Annotated in this window: 17 protein-coding genes; 8 read left to right on the forward strand and 9 right to left on the reverse strand. The window is 72.5% G+C overall.

Annotation, left to right across the window (positions count from 1 at the left end; genetic code table 11):
• Positions 1–2: 2 nt before the first annotated feature.
• The 8 genes from ACIP4Y_RS17020 to ACIP4Y_RS17055 are packed head-to-tail and all read right to left on the reverse strand — an operon-like array spanning position 3 to position 6,817.
• Complete coding sequence (locus tag ACIP4Y_RS17020) at positions 3–1,997, reverse strand: NADH-quinone oxidoreductase subunit L (protein WP_401393579.1); 1,995 nt, start codon at positions 1,995–1,997, stop codon at positions 3–5.
• Complete coding sequence (nuoK, locus tag ACIP4Y_RS17025) at positions 1,994–2,368, reverse strand: NADH-quinone oxidoreductase subunit NuoK (RefSeq protein ID WP_208033724.1); 375 nt, start codon at positions 2,366–2,368, stop codon at positions 1,994–1,996. Before nuoK ends, ACIP4Y_RS17020 begins: the two co-directional genes overlap by 4 nt.
• Positions 2,368–2,970 (reverse strand): NADH-quinone oxidoreductase subunit J, encoded by a 603-nt coding sequence (locus ACIP4Y_RS17030; RefSeq protein ID WP_401393583.1) that lies wholly within the window; start codon positions 2,968–2,970, stop codon positions 2,368–2,370. The genes nuoK and ACIP4Y_RS17030 overlap by 1 nt, the downstream gene beginning before the upstream one ends.
• Positions 2,967–3,527, reverse strand: a complete 561-nt coding sequence (locus ACIP4Y_RS17035; protein WP_358637955.1) for an NADH-quinone oxidoreductase subunit I — start codon at positions 3,525–3,527, stop codon at positions 2,967–2,969. The genes ACIP4Y_RS17030 and ACIP4Y_RS17035 overlap by 4 nt, the downstream gene beginning before the upstream one ends.
• Before the next feature lie 2 nt (positions 3,528–3,529).
• A complete protein-coding gene (locus ACIP4Y_RS17040; RefSeq protein WP_358637957.1) occupies positions 3,530–4,498 on the reverse strand; it encodes a complex I subunit 1 family protein in 969 nt (322 codons plus the stop codon).
• Entirely contained in the window at positions 4,495–5,775 is a 1,281-nt protein-coding gene (locus tag ACIP4Y_RS17045) for an NADH-quinone oxidoreductase subunit C (RefSeq protein ID WP_401393586.1), read from the reverse strand. The genes ACIP4Y_RS17040 and ACIP4Y_RS17045 overlap by 4 nt, the downstream gene beginning before the upstream one ends.
• Positions 5,772–6,407, reverse strand: coding sequence for an NADH-quinone oxidoreductase subunit B (locus tag ACIP4Y_RS17050; RefSeq protein WP_401393589.1), 636 nt, complete (start codon positions 6,405–6,407; stop codon positions 5,772–5,774). The genes ACIP4Y_RS17045 and ACIP4Y_RS17050 overlap by 4 nt, the downstream gene beginning before the upstream one ends.
• Positions 6,398–6,817, reverse strand: coding sequence for an NADH-quinone oxidoreductase subunit A (locus tag ACIP4Y_RS17055; protein ID WP_356147249.1), 420 nt, complete (start codon positions 6,815–6,817; stop codon positions 6,398–6,400). The genes ACIP4Y_RS17050 and ACIP4Y_RS17055 overlap by 10 nt, the downstream gene beginning before the upstream one ends.
• 230 nt (positions 6,818–7,047) lie before the next feature.
• On the opposite strand from ACIP4Y_RS17055, the gene ACIP4Y_RS17060 reads away from it, so the two are divergent.
• The 5 genes from ACIP4Y_RS17060 to ACIP4Y_RS17080 all read left to right on the forward strand — a co-directional run bounded on the left by ACIP4Y_RS17060 (position 7,048) and on the right by ACIP4Y_RS17080 (position 13,806).
• Positions 7,048–8,256, forward strand: coding sequence for a sensor histidine kinase (locus tag ACIP4Y_RS17060; protein WP_401393592.1), 1,209 nt, complete (start codon positions 7,048–7,050; stop codon positions 8,254–8,256).
• Positions 8,257–8,412: 156 nt separating this feature from the next.
• Positions 8,413–9,750 carry a sensor histidine kinase gene (locus tag ACIP4Y_RS17065; protein WP_401393595.1) on the forward strand — a complete coding sequence of 446 codons (1,338 nt, stop codon included), beginning with the start codon at positions 8,413–8,415 and terminating at the stop codon, positions 9,748–9,750.
• Positions 9,751–9,892: 142 nt separating this feature from the next.
• The gene (locus ACIP4Y_RS17070) at positions 9,893–10,552 is read left to right on the forward strand and encodes a response regulator transcription factor (protein WP_358638228.1); all 660 of its coding nucleotides are present in this window, start codon (positions 9,893–9,895) and stop codon (positions 10,550–10,552) included.
• A 271-nt stretch (positions 10,553–10,823) separates the two neighbouring features.
• Positions 10,824–12,752 (forward strand): 2-oxoacid:acceptor oxidoreductase subunit alpha, encoded by a 1,929-nt coding sequence (locus ACIP4Y_RS17075; protein WP_401393597.1) that lies wholly within the window; start codon positions 10,824–10,826, stop codon positions 12,750–12,752.
• Positions 12,745–13,806 carry a 2-oxoacid:ferredoxin oxidoreductase subunit beta gene (locus ACIP4Y_RS17080; protein WP_401393600.1) on the forward strand — a complete coding sequence of 354 codons (1,062 nt, stop codon included), beginning with the start codon at positions 12,745–12,747 and terminating at the stop codon, positions 13,804–13,806. Before ACIP4Y_RS17075 ends, ACIP4Y_RS17080 begins: the two co-directional genes overlap by 8 nt.
• 19 nt (positions 13,807–13,825) lie before the next feature.
• On the opposite strand, the gene ACIP4Y_RS17085 is transcribed toward ACIP4Y_RS17080, so the two are convergent.
• The gene (locus ACIP4Y_RS17085) at positions 13,826–14,215 is read right to left on the reverse strand and encodes a helix-turn-helix domain-containing protein (protein WP_358637973.1); all 390 of its coding nucleotides are present in this window, start codon (positions 14,213–14,215) and stop codon (positions 13,826–13,828) included.
• Positions 14,216–14,305: 90 nt separating this feature from the next.
• Between ACIP4Y_RS17085 and ACIP4Y_RS17090 the strand changes: the two genes are divergently transcribed.
• The 3 genes from ACIP4Y_RS17090 to ACIP4Y_RS17100 all read left to right on the forward strand — a co-directional run bounded on the left by ACIP4Y_RS17090 (position 14,306) and on the right by ACIP4Y_RS17100 (position 16,763).
• Entirely contained in the window at positions 14,306–15,160 is an 855-nt protein-coding gene (locus ACIP4Y_RS17090; protein WP_401393603.1) for an SDR family oxidoreductase, read from the forward strand.
• 120 nt (positions 15,161–15,280) lie between these two features.
• Entirely contained in the window at positions 15,281–16,237 is a 957-nt protein-coding gene (rarD, locus tag ACIP4Y_RS17095) for an EamA family transporter RarD (RefSeq protein ID WP_401393606.1), read from the forward strand.
• A gap of 58 nt (positions 16,238–16,295) precedes the next feature.
• Complete coding sequence (locus ACIP4Y_RS17100; RefSeq protein ID WP_358637980.1) at positions 16,296–16,763, forward strand: VOC family protein; 468 nt, start codon at positions 16,296–16,298, stop codon at positions 16,761–16,763.
• Positions 16,764–16,785 lie beyond the last annotated feature (22 nt).

Here is a 16,785-nt window from a genome sequence, read left to right on the forward strand (position 1 = left end):
GCTCACGCTCCCGTGGCGACGAGGAGGACGGCGACCGCCAGGACGACGGTGCCGGCGAGCAGCGCGCTCACATAGGTCTGCACGTTGCCGGTCTGGGCGCGCCGTACGGCGGCCCCGAGCAGCCGGGGCAGGGCGGCGGCGCCGTGGACGTAGGTGTCGACGACCTCGCGGTCGAGGAACCGGACGAGACTCGCGCCGGCCTGGACCGGGCGGACGAACAGCGCCGCGTACACGGCGTCCAGGCGGAAGCCGGCGGCCGCGGGCCGGTGCAGCGGGCCGAGCAGCAGCCGCCCGGGGTCGGCCGGGTCGGAGGCGGAGGCGATGTCGCCGTAGGCCGGTTCGTGGGTGGCGATGGCCTCGGCCTCGACCAGGCCGGCGTCCTCCTCGGGGTGGGCGGCGACGGCACCGAGCGGGACGCGGGCGGCGAGCGCGGCGGTGCGCTGCCAGGCGCCGTAGGTGAGCAGCCCGCCGACCAGGGCGAGGCCCGTGCCGAGGATCGAGGTGAGCAGGGTCGGGGTGAGGTCGCGGCCGTCGAACCAGTCGGGCAGCGAGCGGTAGGCGAGCCCGCCGAAGGCGAGGGAGGGGACCGCCAGGACCCAGAGCACCACGGTCATGGTCAGCGGCTGGCGGCCGTGGTCGGGGGCCTCGGCGCCCCGGCCGCGGAAGGCCAGCAGCCACAGCCGGGCGGCGTACGCGGCGGTGAGCAGGGCGGTGACCAGACCGGCGACGAGGACGATCCAGCCGGCGGCGCCGGGGGCGTGCCCGGTGTGGCCGGAGGTCACGTGCTCGGCGGCGCCGAGGACGGACTCCTTGGAGAAGAAGCCGCTGAAGGGCGGGATCGCGGCGAGCGCGAGCAGCGCCACGGTCATCGTCCAGTAGGCGTCCGGGACGCGGTCGCGCAGGCCGTGCATGCGGGACATGGCGGCCAGCGAGTTGGTGCCGGCGGCGTGGATGATCGCGCCGGCCGCGAGGAACAGCAGCGCCTTGAAGGCGCCGTGCGACAGGAGGTGGAAGACGGCGGCAGCGCGGTCGCCGACGGCGAGGGCGCCGGTCATGTAGCCGAGCTGGCCGATCGTCGAGTAGGCGAGGACGCGCTTGATGTCGTCCTGGGCGAGCGCGGCCAGACCCGAGCCGGTCATGGTCACGGCGGCCATGACGGCGAGGACCACCATCGCGGCCTGGGAGGCCTCGAAGAGCGGGAGGAGACGGGCGGTGAAGTAGACACCGGCGGCGACCATCGTCGCGGCGTGGATCAGCGCCGAGACGGGCGTCGGGCCCGCCATCGCGTCCGGGAGCCAGGTGTGCAGCGGGAACTGCGCCGACTTGCCCGCGACGCCCGCGAGCAGCAGCAGGGCGATCACGGTGGGGTGGCCGATGCCACCGCTCGCGACGGCGGCCAGGACGCGGGTGATGCGGAACGACCCGGCGTCGGCGGCCAGCGCGAACAGGCCGATGAGGAACGGCACGTCACCGAGCTTGGTGACCAGGAAGGCCTTCAGGGAGGCGGCGCGGGCCTCGGGGGTCTCCCAGTAGTGGCCGACCAGGAAGTAGGAGCAGATGCCCATGACTTCCCAGCCGACCAGCAGCACGATCAGGTCGCCGGAGTAGACGACCAGGAGCATCGCGGAGGTGAACAGGGAGACGAGGGCGGCGTACGAGGGGTAGCGGGGATCGTCCCGCAGGTAGCCGGTGGAGTAGATCTGCACGCAGGCCGCGACGAACGCCACCAGGACGGCGACGAGCGCGGCGAAGCCGTCGATGTGCAGGGCCAGCTCGATCGGCACCGACCCGGTGGGCGTCAGCTCGGTGTGGGCGTCGACGGCCGTGCCGCCGCCCTGCCGTACGGCGACCAGCGCGGCCAGCACCAGCGAGGCCAGCGGCGGCAGCACGGCGAGCGGGCGGACGAACCCGGGGGCGGTGCGGCCGAGCAGCAGTCCGGCCGCGGCGCCGAAAAACGGCAGGAGGGGGACGAGGACGGCGAGGGTGGTCGTGGTCACGCGGTGGCCTCAGCCTTCTCGGCCGCGGGGGTGTCGGGGCCTTCGGTCTCGGGGCCCTCGGCGGTGTCGCGGAGCTTGTCGATGTCGGAGGTGCCGCGGTTGCGGTAGACGGCGAGCACGATCGCGAGGCCGATGCCGATCTCGGCGGCGGCGATGGCGATGGTGAACAGGGTCAGGGCCTGGCCGGAGTGCAGGGTCTCCTTCGCGGTACGGCTGAGCCAGACGTCGAAGGCGACCAGGTTGAGGTTGACGGCGTTGAGCATCAGCTCGACCGACATCAGGACCAGGATGGCGTTGCGGCGGGCGAGGACGCCGTACAGGCCGGTGCAGAACAGGAGGGCGGAGAGTACGGCGGGGTAGGCGAGGTGCATCAGCGGGCGCCTTCCTTCCCGGGAACCGCGGGGGCGGCGTCGGCCTTGGCCTTGCGGGACAGGACGATCGCGCCGACCAGGGCGGCGAGGAGCAGCACGGACAGCGCCTCGAAGGGCAGCACCCAGTGCCGGAACAGGCTGGTGCCGGTGACCTCGGTGGTGCCGGCGGCCGGGCCGTCCAGGTCGATCCAGGTGGTCCGGAAGGCGTCGACGACCACCCACACCAGGGCGACCGCGGCGGCGACGGCCACGGCCAGGGCGGCCCGGCGGTTGCCGGAGTCGGCGTCCGGGGAGCGGCCGATGGGGGCCCGGGTGAGCATCAGACCGAACAGCAGGAGGACGACGACGGAACCGACGTAGATCAGGACCTGCACCCAGGCGATGAACTCGGCCGTGAGCAGCAGGTACTCCACGGCGAGGCCGCCGAGCGCGACCACCAGCCACAGGGCGGCGTGCACCAGCTGCCGGGTGGTGACGGTGACGAGGGCGGCGCCGAGGGTGACCAGGCCGACGAGCAGGAAGGCGATCTCGACGCCGGTCGGGGAGAGGAAGCCGTGCGGGTCGGCGGCGGCCACGGTGGCCGTTGCTGCGGTGAGGGTCACGACGCACCCTCCTGCGGATCGGCCGGCTCGGCCTCGGCCGCGGCCAGCTTCTCGGCGGTCTTGCGGGCGGCGGCGATCTCCTTGGGCTCCTCCGCGCCGGGGTCCAGGGCGGGCGGTGCCGGCACGGTCCACATCCACTCGCGGAGCTTGTCCCGCTCGTGGGTGAGGTCGCGGATGTCGGTCTCGGCGTACTCGAATTCCGGGGACCAGAACAGGGCGTCGAAAGGACAGACCTCGATGCAGATACCGCAGTACATGCACAGCGAGAAGTCGATCGCGAACCGGTCGAGGACGTTGCGGCTGCGCTCGCGGCCGCCGGGGGCGGCGGGCGGGACCGTTTCCTTGTGGGAGTCGATGTAGATGCACCAGTCGGGGCACTCACGGGCGCACAGCATGCAGACCGTGCAGTTCTCCTCGAACAGGCCGATCACGCCGCGGGTGCGGGGCGGCAGTTCGGGCAGGACGTCGGGGTACTGCTCGGTGACGTGCTTCCTCGTCATCGTGCGCAGGGTGACGGCCAGGCCCTTGGCGAGGCCACTGCCAGGGAAGGGGGCCATGGTTAGCTGATCACCACCTTGACGATGCCGGTGAGGGCGATCTGGGCGAGGGAGAGGGGGACGAGGAGGGTCCAGGACAGCTTCTGGAGCTGGTCCTCGCGCAGCCGCGGGTAGGTCACGCGGAGCCAGATGACCAGGAACGCGAGGAGCGCGGTCTTCAGCAGGGTCCAGACCCAGCCGAGGCCGTCGGCGCCCCACGGGCCGTGCCAGCCGCCCAGGAACAGGACGGTGGTCAGGCCGCACAGGACGACGATGCCGGCGTACTCCGCCAGCAGGAAGAGGGCGAAGCGCAGGCCGGTGTACTCGGTGTACGCGCCGAAGATGATCTCCGAGTCGGCGACCGGCATGTCGAACGGCGGCCGTTGCAGCTCGGCTAGTCCGGCGACGAAGAAGACGACCGCGCCGACGATCTGCCAGGGCAGCCACCACCAGTGGAAGGCGTGCACGATGCCGGGCAGGGAGACCGTGCCGGCCGCCATCGCGACCGAGGCCGCCGCCAGCAGCATCGGCAGTTCGTAGGCGAGCAGCTGGGCGGCCGTGCGCAGGCCGCCGAGCAGGGAGAACTTGTTGGCGCTGGCCCAGCCGGCCATCAGCGAGCCGAGCACGCCGACGCCCATCACCGCGAGCACGAAGAACACGCCGGCGTCCAGCACCTGGCCGACGGCGCCCTCGCTCGGGCCGATGGGGACGGCGAGCAGGACGAGGAGGTAGGGCAGCAGGGCCACGGCGGGGGCGAGCTGGAAGACGCGGCGGTCGGCGCCCGCCGGGACCACGTCCTCCTTCTGCGCGAACTTCACACCGTCCGCGATGAGCTGGGCCCAGCCGTGGAAGCCACCGGCGTACATCGGGCCGAGGCGGCCCTGCATGTGGGCCATCACCTTGTGCTCGGTCTGGCCCACGATCAGCGGGAAGGTGAGGAAGACGACGAAGACGACCAGGAGTCGCAGGGCGACGTCCAGCGCGCCGTTCACTGCGGGCCTCCTGCGGGGTCGTCGGCGGTGCCCGGGTCTTCGGGGGTGCCGGGGGGCGGCTCGGTGGCGGGTGTCTGTTCCGGTTCCGGCGCCGGCTCCTCGTCCGGCTGCGGCTCCGGCTCCGGCTCGGTGAACGCCGGGCGGGCGTGGTGCCACGGGGCGTCGGAGCTGCGCGGGGCGGGGCTCCGCCGGGCAGGGCGGCCGGCGCCGTCCGCCCCCGCCGACCCCGCAGGCTCCGTCAGCTCCGTCGCCTCCGTCGGGGTCGGTTCCGGCGCCGCCTGCGTCCGCTGGGTGGCCGAGCCCTCCGAGGCGCTGCGGGCGCGGCGCGGCCGGGCGGGTGAGGGCGCCGGACCGGGCTCGTGCGCCACCGAGGCCTCGGCGGCCGGCCCTTCCGTCGGACCCTCCGCTGCCGCCCGGGTGGCCTCACCCTCGGCCGCGGCCTGCTTGCGGACCGCCGCGTCCTCGTCTCGGGCGGCCGCCTGGCTCACCGAACCCTCGCTCGCACTCCGCGCCCGACGCGGCCGACCGGGAGCACCGGCACCGGCACCAGCACCAGCACCAGCACCAGCAGCCTCCCCCGCCTGCGGGGCAGCCTGGCTGGCCGAGCCCTCCGAGGCCGTGCGGGTGCGTCGTACCGGGCGGTCGCCCGCCGTGCGGCCCGCTGCCCTGGCCGGGCGGGCCGGGGCAGGGGGGAGCTGGCCCTTCAGGGGGCCCCACTCGTTGGGGTCCGGTACGCCCGGGGGGAGCATCTGGCGGCGCTTCGGGCCGCCGTGCGCCGCACCCGCCGCAGGCTCCCCGGGTTCCTTGGCGCCCGGCCAGGCCTTGGCGACGCGGGCGGCGAGGACGAAGTCCTTGCGCAGCGGGTGGCCCTCGAAGTTCTCGGGGAGCAGGAGGTGCTCCAGGCCCGGGTGGCCCTCGAAATCGACGCCGAACATCTCGTGGGTCTCGCGCTCGTGCCAGGCGGCGCCCGCGTAGACGCCGACGGCGGAGGGCAGGGAGGGGGCGTCGTGCGGGACCGTCGTACGCACGAGGAGGCGGCGGACCGGGTTCAGGGCGACGACGTGCGCGGCGACCCGGAAGCCGGTGCCCGGTTCGTCGACCGCGCTCAGCCAGTCGAAGTAGGTGCAGGACAGGGTCGTACGGGCCGTCTCCAGGGCGGTGAGCCAGGCGGACGGCGGTACGTCCACGGTCAGCACCTCGTACGACTCCTCGGCCACCGCCTGCGGACCGAAGAGCTCCTCGGCGGGGGCGGGCAGCCAGCCGGCGGCCGTGCTCATCGCGTGCCTCCCTCACCGGCCGGGGCCGGCGGCTGCACCAGTCCGCTCTGCAGCGCGGCGGCGGACGGCCGGGCGGACCCGTTGTCGTACCGCTCCCCCAGCGACTCGCGGGCGATCTTCTCCTGGAGCTTGAGGATGCCCTGGAGCAGCGCCTCGGGGCGGGGCGGGCAGCCGGGGACGTAGACGTCCACCGGGATGATCTGGTCGACGCCCTTGGTGACGGAGTAGGAGTCCCAGTAGGGGCCGCCGCAGTTGGAGCAGGCGCCGAAGGAGATGACGTACTTCGGCTCGGGCATCTGCTCGTACAGGCGCTTGACGGCCGGGGCCATCTTGTCCGTGACCGTGCCCGAGACCACCATCAGGTCGGCCTGGCGGGGGCCCGGTGCGAACGGGATCACGCCGAGCCGGATGAAGTCGTGGCGGGCCATCGACGCGGCGATGAACTCGATCGCGCAGCAGGCGAGGCCGAAGTTGAACACCCAGAGCGAGTAGCGGCGGCCCCAGTTGAGGACCACCTTCATCGGCTCGGGTGCCAGCCGGGCGAGGGCGCCCAGCCTCTTCGGCTCCGGCAGCAGGACGGGCTCGGACACCGGCTCGGGCATCGACTCGGGCACTGAGGGGTTCACGTCCATGCCAGGACGCCCTTCTTGTATGCGTACAGCAGGCCTACGGCGAGGAAGCCGAGGAAGATGAACATCTCCACGAGCGTCGTCGCGCCGTAGCCGGGGGCGGCGAAGACCGTCGCCCAGGGGAACAGGAAGATCGAGTCGACCGCGAAGATCACGTACAGGAAGGCGTAGACGTAGTAGCGGACCTGGGTGTGGGCCCAGCCCTCGCCGACGGGGTCGACACCGCACTCGTAGGTCAGCAGTTTCTCCGGCGTCGGCACGACCGGGCGCAGCAGCCGGCCCGCGCCGAAGGCGACCGCGACGAACAGCACGCCGATGAGGGCGAGCAGCCCGACCACCGAGTAGGACCGGAAGTAGCCGGCCGCAACGACGTTCGCCGCGGCGAACGACGAGTCCCCCAACGTCTCCCGCACGGTCCGTCCCTCGCTCCCTGACCTCGTGACCTCAGTGAATAAGTGAACTCTGTGTCGCAACGCGATTCGAGGATCTGTACGCACCGGAGTCTAGGCCCTCATAAAGAGCGGGTAAGCAGCCCGTCACGCCGTGAGACAGCCGGACCCGCTCGGGGTGGGGTTTTCCCCCGGCAGCGGAGGCAGGCGTACCGCATGGCGTCAGGGGCGCCGCGCACGGCACGCTGATCAGCATGACCGCTCCCCGCCCCGCCGCCGGCCGGCCCGACGGCACCGACGCACGCGACGGATCCGACGGCCCGCACCGGCTGCCTCCGCCCCGGCCCGCCTACGAAGCGCACACCTGGAAGGAGATCGCGCATCTCCTGCTGAACCTGCCGGCGGCGGTGTTCGGGTTCACGTACGCGCTGACCGTGCTGGTGACCGGCGGCGCCCTCACCCTCACCGCGATCGGGCTCCCGCTGCTCGCCCTCAGCCTGCTGGGCGCCCGGCAGCTGGGCAAGCTGGAGCGGGCCCGGGCCCGGAAGCTGCTCGGGGTGCGGGTGGCGGAGCCGTCGCCGCTGCCGATCGCCAAGGGCGGGGGCGCGATGCAGCGGCTGTGGATGGCGCTGAAGGACCCGGTGGGCTGGCGGACCCTGCTGTACGACGCGATCCGGCTGCCCTGGGGCATCCTCACCTTCTGCACCGTGCTGGTCTCGCTGTTCGTGCTGTGGCCGGTGCTGCCGTACCTCGCGCGGGCCTTGGCGAACCTGGACCGGGCGATGGTGCGCGGGCTGCTGTCGCCCTCGGACGAGCTGGAACGCCGTATCGCCGAGCTGGAGTCCGACCGCGGGATCGTGGTCGACACGGCGGCGGCCGACCTGCGCCGGATCGAACGCGACCTGCACGACGGCGCGCAGGCGCGGCTGGTCAACCTGGCCATGGGGCTCGGCCTGGCCAAGGAGAAGCTGCTGGAGGACCCGGACACGGCGGCGGCGATGGTCGAGGAGGCGCACGGCGAGGTGAAGCTGGCCCTCCAGGAGCTGCGCGACCTCGCCCGGGGCATCCACCCGGCCGTGCTGACCGACCGCGGCCTGGACGCGGCTCTGTCGGCCGTCGCCTCCCGCTGCACGGTGCCGGTGAAGGTGACCGTGGACCTGCCGGCCCGGCCCGCCGAGGCCATCGAGGGCATCGCCTACTTCACCGTCTCCGAACTGCTGCAGAACGTCAGCAAGCACAGCGGGGCCCGGACCGCCGCGGTCGACGTGTGGCGGACCGCGGACCGGCTGATCCTCCAGGTCCGGGACGACGGCCGCGGCGGCGCCCGGCTGGACGGGGGCAGCGGCATGCGGGGCCTGGCGGAGCGGCTGGGCGCGGTGGACGGCCTGTTCGTGGTCGACTCCCCGGCCGGCGGCCCGACGGTGGTCACGGCGGAACTGCCGTGGCGGGACCGTACGGCCTGACCCCCGCCAGGACGCGCCGGCCCACCCGGGACGGCGGGGGTGGGGAAAACCCCCCGCTCGAGACGCCGACGGACTCCATGTCGCGCGGACGCGCGGCGGACGACCCTGGAGGTACGGCTGAACCGCCGCCAGGACGACGAGAACGGGACGACACCGATGGCCACGGAGTACGGACAGGGGTACGGACAGGGGTACGCCCACCGGAGCGAGCCGCCCCACCGGCTGCCCGCCGCGCTGCGGGCGCCCGTCGAGGGGCGCAGCCTGCGCGAGTTCGCGTACGTGCTGCTGGGCCTGCCGATCGCGATCGTGCTGTTCACGTGGACCGTGACGATGGTCGCGCTCGGCGCGGGCCTGCTGGTGACCTTCCTCGGCATCCCGGTGCTGGCGGCGGCGCTGGCCGGCTGCCGGGGCTTCGGCGTGCTGGAGCGGGCTCGTGCGCGCGGGCTGCTCGGCCTGGAGGTGGCCGACCCGGAGCCGCTGCGGCCGCGCGCGCCGGGCCCGGCGGCCTGGACGGTCGCGCTGCTCAAGAGCGGCGCCTCCTGGCGGCACGCGCTCTACGCGCTGGTGCAGTTCCCGTGGGCGGTGTTCTCCTTCTCGGTCGCGCTGGCCTTCTGGACCTCCGGCTGGACGCTGCTGACCTATCCGCTGTGGTTCTGGGTGTTCCCGGCGTACGCCGGCGAGGGCGGTCTGCAGCTGTACGGCGACGCCCATCACAGCGTCTATCTCGACAACCCCTTCGAGATCACCGTGACCGCGCTGATCGGGCTGGTGTTCACGCTGGTCACGCCGTGGCTCGTCCGGGCCCTGACCACCGTGGACGGGCTGCTGGTGCGCGGGCTGCTCGGCCCGTCGCCGCTGTCGGCGCGGGTGGTGGAGCTGGAGTCGGACCGCGGGGCCGTGGTCGACACGGCCGCCGCGGATCTGCGGCGCATCGAGCGGGACCTGCACGACGGGGCGCAGGCCCGGCTGGTCGGCCTGGCGATGGACCTGGGGCTGGCCAAGGAGAAGCTGCGGGAGGACCCGGACGCGGCGGCGCGGATGGTGGAGGAGGCGCACGGCGAGGTGAAGACGGCCCTGCAGGAGCTGCGCGACCTCGCCCGGGGCATCCACCCGGCCGTGCTGACCGACCGCGGCCTGGACGCGGCCCTGTCGGCCGTCGCCTCCCGCTGCCCGGTCCCGGTGCGGGTGGAGGTCGACCTGCCGGCCCGGCCGGCGCCGGCCATCGAGGGCATCGCCTACTTCACCGTCTCCGAACTGCTGCAGAACGTCGGCAAGCACAGCCGCGCCCGGTCCGCCGCGGTCGACGTCTGGCGCTCGGCCGACCGGCTGATGCTCCAGGTGACCGACGACGGTGTGGGCGGCGCGGACGTCTCCCAGGGCTCCGGGCTGGCCGGGCTGACCGCGCGCCTGGACGCGGTGGACGGCGTCCTGCTGGTGGACTCCCCGGTGGGCGGCCCCACCCGGGTGATCGCGGAACTGCCCTGGCGCGGCTGAGGGCACCCGCGCTCTGCCCCGGTACGGCGGCGGCCCGGCACGAATCCTGGAATGCTGGTCCTCCGCGGGACGGCACGGACGGATGCCGTCGCGGAGACCGGGGCGCAGGGCAGTGGGGGGCCGGAAGATCGTGGAGGACAGGGTGCGGGTGGTCATCGCCGAGGATTCCGTGCTGCTCAGGGAGGGCCTGACCCGGCTGCTGACCGACCGGGGGCACGAGGTCGTGGCCGGCGTCGGCGACGCGGACGCGCTGGTGAAGACCATTTCGGAGCTGGCCGAGCAGGGCGAGCTGCCCGACGTGGTGGTGGCGGACGTACGGATGCCGCCGACCCACACCGACGAGGGGGTCCGGGCGGCCGTCCTGCTGCGCCGGCTGCACCCGGGGCTCGGGGTGCTGGTGCTGTCGCAGTACGTGGAGGAGCGTTACGCCACCGAACTGCTGGCCGGATCCAGCCGGGGCGTCGGCTATCTGCTCAAGGACCGGGTCGCGGACGTACGGGAGTTCGTGGACGCGGTGGTGCGGGTCGCCGAGGGCGGTACGGCGCTGGACCCGGAGGTGGTCGCGCAACTGCTCGGCCGCAGCCGCAAGCAGGACGTGCTGACGGGGCTGACGCCCCGGGAGCGCGAGGTGCTCGGGCTGATGGCGGAGGGGCGGACCAACTCGGCGATCGCGCGGCAGCTGGTGGTCAGCGACGGTGCCGTGGAGAAGCACGTCAGCAACATCTTCCTGAAGCTGGGCCTGGCCCCGAGCGACGGGGACCACCGGCGGGTTCTGGCCGTTCTCACCTACCTGAACTCCTGAGGCGGGGGTCCGTCCGGGAGCGCGGAGGGATCCGCAGGAGTGGCTCCCGGATGGCGGCCGGAGAAGGGAACCTGCAAACGCGCGGGGAGCGCCTTGACCGGCGCCTCGGCGATGCGGGACATCATGTGAACGCAGCGCGACAGGCCGTCTCGAATTCGTCCAATCCATGGATGACCTCGGGAAGGCGACCCTAACCGACGTAGGGTTGATCCTGGGATGGTCCGTGGGACGACCAGGCCCCGGACAGCCGCCTCGAAGGAGGTCCAGTTCAGTGACCAGCCAGGTCAGCAGCCCAGCGGAGCAGACCGACGGAACCGTCGTGGGAGAGCAGCGCAAACCGGGCGGCGCGAAGGACGTGCGGCGCCTGGACCGGGTGATCATCCGGTTCGCGGGGGACTCGGGTGACGGCATGCAGCTCACCGGGGACCGGTTCACCTCGGAGACCGCTTCGTTCGGCAACGACCTCTCCACCCTGCCGAACTTCCCCGCCGAGATCCGCGCCCCCGCCGGCACCCTGCCGGGTGTCTCGTCCTTCCAGCTCCACTTCGCCGACCACGACATCCTCACCCCGGGTGACGCGCCGAACGTCCTGGTCGCGATGAACCCGGCCGCCCTGAAGGCCAACATCGGCGACCTCCCGCGCGGCGCCGAGATCATCGTGAACACCGACGAGTTCACCAAGCGCGCCCTGCAGAAGGTCGGCTACGCCAGCGACCCGCTCCAGGACGGCTCGCTCGACGGCTACAGCCTCCACCCGGTGCCGCTGACCACGCTGACCGTGGAGGCGCTGAAGGAGTTCGACCTCTCCCGCAAGGAGGCCGAGCGCAGCAAGAACATGTTCGCGCTGGGCCTGCTGAGCTGGATGTACCACCGGCCCACCGAGGGCACCGAGAAGTTTTTGAAGTCGAAGTTCGCCAAGAAGCCGGAGATCGCCGAGGCCAACGTCGCCGCGTTCCGCGCGGGCTGGAACTTCGGCGAGACGACGGAGGACTTCGCGGTCTCCTACGAGGTCGCGCCGGCCGCCAAGGCCTTCCCCGTCGGCACCTACCGGAACATCTCCGGCAACCTCGCCCTGGCCTACGGCCTGATCACGGCGTCCCGGCAGGCGGATCTGCCGCTGTTCCTGGGGTCGTACCCGATCACGCCGGCCTCGGACATCCTGCACGAGCTGAGCCGGCACAAGAACTTCGGCGTGCGCACTTTCCAGGCCGAGGACGAGATCGCGGGCATCGGCGCGGCCTTGGGCGCGGCGTTCGGCGGTTCGCTGGCGGTGACGACGACCTCCGGGCCGGGCGTGGCGCTGAAGTCGGAGACGATCGGTCTCGCGGTGTCGCTGGAGCTGCCCCTGCTGGTGGTGGACATCCAGCGCGGCGGCCCGTCGACGGGTCTGCCGACCAAGACCGAGCAGGCCGACCTGTTGCAGGCGATGTACGGCCGCAACGGCGAGGCACCGGTGCCGGTGGTCGCGCCGAAGACCCCGGCCGACTGCTTCGACGCGGCTCTGGAGGCGGCCCGGATCGCGCTGACGTACCGTACGCCGGTGATGCTGCTGTCGGACGGCTATCTGGCCAACGGCTCCGAGCCGTGGCGGATCCCCGACCTGGACGAGCTGCCCGACCTGCGGGTGCAGTTCGCCTCCGGCCCGAACCACACGCTGGAGGACGGCACCGAGGTCTTCTGGCCGTACAAGCGGGACCCGCAGACGCTGGCCCGGCCGTGGGCGGTCCCGGGCACCCCGGGCCTGGAGCACCGCATCGGCGGCATCGAGAAGCAGGACGGCACGGGCAACATCTCCTACGACCCGGCCAACCACGACTTCATGGTCCGCACCCGGCAGGCCAAGGTCGACGGCATCGACGTCCCCGACGTGGAGGTCGACGACCCGCACGGCGCGAAGACGCTGGTCCTCGGCTGGGGTTCGACCTACGGCCCGATCACGGCGGCGGTACGGCGGCTGCGCGCGGCCGGCGAGTCGATCGCCCAGGCCCACCTGCGCCACCTCAACCCCTTCCCGCGCAACCTCGGCACGGTCCTGAAGGGCTACGAGAAGGTGGTGATCCCCGAGATGAACCTCGGGCAGCTCGCCACCCTCATCCGAGCGAAGTACCTGGTCGACGCCCACTCCTACAACCAGGTCAACGGCATGCCGTTCAAGGCGGAACAGCTCGCCGCGGCGCTGAAGGAGGCCATCGATGACTGACGCCACCAACGGGCTGCTGCAGCTGGTCCCCAAGGCCGAGGCCAAGCAGTCGATGAAGGACTTCAAGTCGGACCAGGAGGTGCGCTGGTGCCCGGGCTGCGGTGACTACGCGATCCTCGCGGCCGTGCAGGGCTTCATGCCGGACCTGGGCCTCGCGCGGGAGAACATCGTCTTCGTCTCCGGCATCGGCTGTTCCTCCCGCTTCCCGTACTACATGAACACCTACGGGATGCACTCCATCCACGGCCGCGCCCCCGCCATCGCGACGGGTCTGGCCTCCTCCCGCCGGGACCTGAGCGTGTGGGTCGTCACCGGTGACGGCGACGCGCTGTCCATCGGCGGTAACCACCTGATCCACGCCCTGCGCCGCAACGTCAACCTGAAGATCCTGCTGTTCAACAACCGGATCTACGGTCTGACCAAGGGCCAGTACTCCCCCACCTCCGAGGTCGGCAAGATCACCAAGTCGACGCCGATGGGCTCGCTGGACGCGCCGTTCAACCCGGTGTCGCTGGCGATCGGCGCGGAGGCGTCCTTCGTGGCGCGCACGATCGACTCCGACCGCAAGCACCTGACCGAGGTGCTGCGCGCCGCCGCCGACCACCCGGGCACGGCGCTGATCGAGATCTACCAGAACTGCAACATCTTCAACGACGGCGCGTTCGACGCCCTGAAGGACAAGCAGCGGTCCGAGGAGGCGCTGATCCGGCTGGAGCACGGGCAGCCGATCCGCTTCGGGGCGGACGGGGCGAGAGGCGTCGTCCGCGACCGGCAGACCGGCGACCTGAAGGTGGTGACCGTGACCCCGGAGAACGAGGCGGACGTCCTGGTGCACGACGCCCACTCCGCGTCCCCGACCACGGCCTTCGCCCTGTCCCGGCTGGCCGACCCGGACACCCTGCACCACACCCCGATCGGGGTGTTCCGTTCGGTCGAGCGGCCGGTGTACGACGCCCAGATGGCCGAGCAGCTCGACACCGCGATCGAGCAGAAGGGCAAGGGCGACCTGGCCGCGCTGCTGGCGGGCGGGGACACCTGGACGGTCGTCGGCTAGCCCGTCCGGCCGCCTGTGATCACGAGGCCCGGGACCGCGCGTCCCGGGCCTCGTCGTATGCCCGGCGGGCACCGAGTACGTCGTCCATGCGCTGCTCGGTCCACCGCGCCAGCGCCCGCACCTGCTCCGCCGCCTCACGGCCCAGCTCGGTCAGGGAGTAGTCGACGCGCGGCGGGATGACGGGCTTGGCGTCCCGGTGGACGAGACCGTCGCGCTCCAGCGTCTGGAGGGTCTGCGTGAGCATCTTCTCGCTGACGCGGCCGATGGCCCGGCGCAGTTCGCTGAAGCGATACGGGCGGTCGAGAAGCTGGATCAGCACCAGCACGCCCCAGCGGCTGGTGACGTGCTCCAGGACCAGGCGGTGGGGGCACATGGCCTCGGCGTCGCCCTTCCATTCACTTACCGACATGCACGTACCTTACTTCAAAGTGGGTACTTACCAGCAGTTAGCGCTCCCCATAGGGTTAGTGGCAGACACGCCCGAGAAGGAGATCGCATCATGAGCATCGTCGTCACCGGAGCCACCGGACACCTCGGCCGCCACGTGGTGGAGCAGCTGCTGGAGAAGGTCCCGGCCGAGCAGATCACCGCCGTCGTGCGCGACGAGGCGAAGGCCGCCGATCTCGCCGCCCGCGGGGTGAGGCTGGCCGTCGCCGACTACAACGCGCCCGAGACCTTCGACGGCGTGTTCGCCGCCGGCGACAAGGTGCTGCTGATCTCCGGCAACGAGTTCGACAAGGGCCGGGTGGGCCAGCACACCGTCGTCATCGAGGCGGCCAAGGCGGCCGGCGTGGCGCTGCTCGCCTACACCAGCGCCCCGGGCAGCCTGACGGCCGCGCTGGCGGACGACCACCGGGCGACCGAGAAGATGCTGCTCGCCTCCGGCCTGCCCTACAGCCTGCTGCGCAACGGCTGGTACCACGAGAACTACACGGAGAACCTGGCGCCGGTGCTGCAGCACAACGCGGTCGTCCAGGCCGCCGGCGACGGCCGGGTCTCCTCGGCCTCCCGCGCCGACTACGCCGCCGCCGCGGTCGCGGTGCTGACCGGCGAGGGCCACGAGAACACCACGTACGAGCTGGGCGGCGACGAAGCGTGGAGCTTCGCCGAGTACGCGGCCGAGCTGAGCCGGCAGACCGGCAGGGAGATCGCCTACAACGCGGTCTCGGTGGAGGCCCTCACCGGCATCCTGACCGGCGCCGGGCTGCCCGCGCCGCTGGCCGGGATCCTGGCCGGCGTGGACGCCTCGATCGCGCGGGGCGAGCTGGTCGTCTCCTCCGGCGACCTGTCCCGGCTGACCGGCCGCCCGACCACGCCGCTGGCGCAGGCCGTCACGGCCGCACTGAAGGGCTGACGCCCGCTCGCGCCCCCGGCTGTCATGACCGTATGGCGATACGGGCATGACGGCCGGCGGCCGGCGGCGCTACCTTCGTTCTCGTGCGTCCAGGGAGGACGCGCGCGCGAAGGAGGGTCCGTGGCCGGGACGTCCGATGGTGAGCACCGCATAGGCCTGCTGAACGGCTTCGCCGCCTACGGGATGTGGGGGCTGGTCCCCCTGTTCTGGCCGCTGCTCAAGCCCGCCGGCGCCCTGGAGATCCTGGCCCACCGCATGATGTGGTCCCTGGTGTTCGTCGCCGTCGCGCTGCTCTTCGTACGGCGCTGGGCCTGGGCCGGAGAGCTGCTGCGCCGGCCCCGGCGGCTCGGCCTCGTCACCGTGGCGGCCGCCGTCATCACCATGAACTGGGGCGTCTACATCTGGGCGGTGAACGCCGGGCACGTCGTCGAGGCCTCGCTCGGCTACTTCATCAACCCGCTGGTCACCATCGCGATGGGCGTGCTGCTCCTGAAGGAGCGGCTGCGGCCCGTGCAGTGGGCGGCGGTCGGGGTCGGCCTCGCCGCCGTCCTGGTGCTGACCGTCGGCTACGGCCACCCGCCGTGGATCTCCCTCTGCCTCGCCTTCTCCTTCGCCGTCTACGGGCTGGTCAAGAAGAAGATCGGCCTCGGCGGCGTCGAGTCGCTGGCCGCCGAGACCGCGATCCAGTTCCTGCCGGCGCTCGCCTATCTGCTGTGGCTGACCGCGCACGGCGAGGCCAGCTTCGTGAACGACGGCACCGGACACGCCGCCCTGCTCGCCTCCACCGGCATCGTCACCGCCCTGCCCCTGGTCTGCTTCGGCGCCGCGGCGATCCGCGTGCCGCTGTCCACGCTGGGCCTGCTGCAGTACCTGGCCCCGCTCTTCCAGTTCGTGCTCGGCGTCTTCTACTTCCACGAGGCCATGCCGCCCGAGCGGTGGGCCGGGTTCGCGCTGGTCTGGCTGGCGCTGATCCTGCTCACGTGCGACGCACTGCGCGCCGCACGACGACCGGCACCGCTCGCGGTACCGGCGGCCCGGGCTGTCGAGACACCCGCGTCGACGCGGGCGGACGTCTGACGGGGCGGAGCGGCCGGAATGGGCCCTTCCGCCGGGGATCCGGCTATAAGTGGGACGCATGACCACACAGGCACCCGCCCCGCTGCACTGGAAGCTCGTCATCGACGCCGCCGACCCGCACGCACAGGCCGACTTCTGGGCCGCGGCGCTGCACTACACGGCCGAGGACAACAGCGCCCTCGTCGAACGGCTGCTGTCCGTCGGCGCGCTGTCCGGGGAGGCCACCGTCGAGTACCACGGGCGGGCCGCCTTCCGTGACCTGATCGCCGTACGGCACCCCGACGACCCGTACGACCCCGAGACCGGCACCGGACTCGGACGGCGGCTGCTGTTCCAGCGGGTGCCGGAGCCGAAGACCGGGAAGAACCGGCTCCACCTCGACCTCCATGCCGGCCCGGAGCGGCGCGCGGACGAGGTGACGCGCCTTCAGGCGCTGGGCGCGCGGGTGCTGCGCGAAGTGAAGGAGCCCGCGGGTCAGTGGGTGCTGATGGCCGACCCGGAGGACAACGAGTTCTGCGTGCAGTAGGCCCGCCTCCCGCGCGCGGGGA

This window comes from Streptomyces sp. NPDC088810 (genome assembly GCF_044750305.1).
GTDB lineage: Bacteria > Actinomycetota > Actinomycetes > Streptomycetales > Streptomycetaceae > Streptomyces.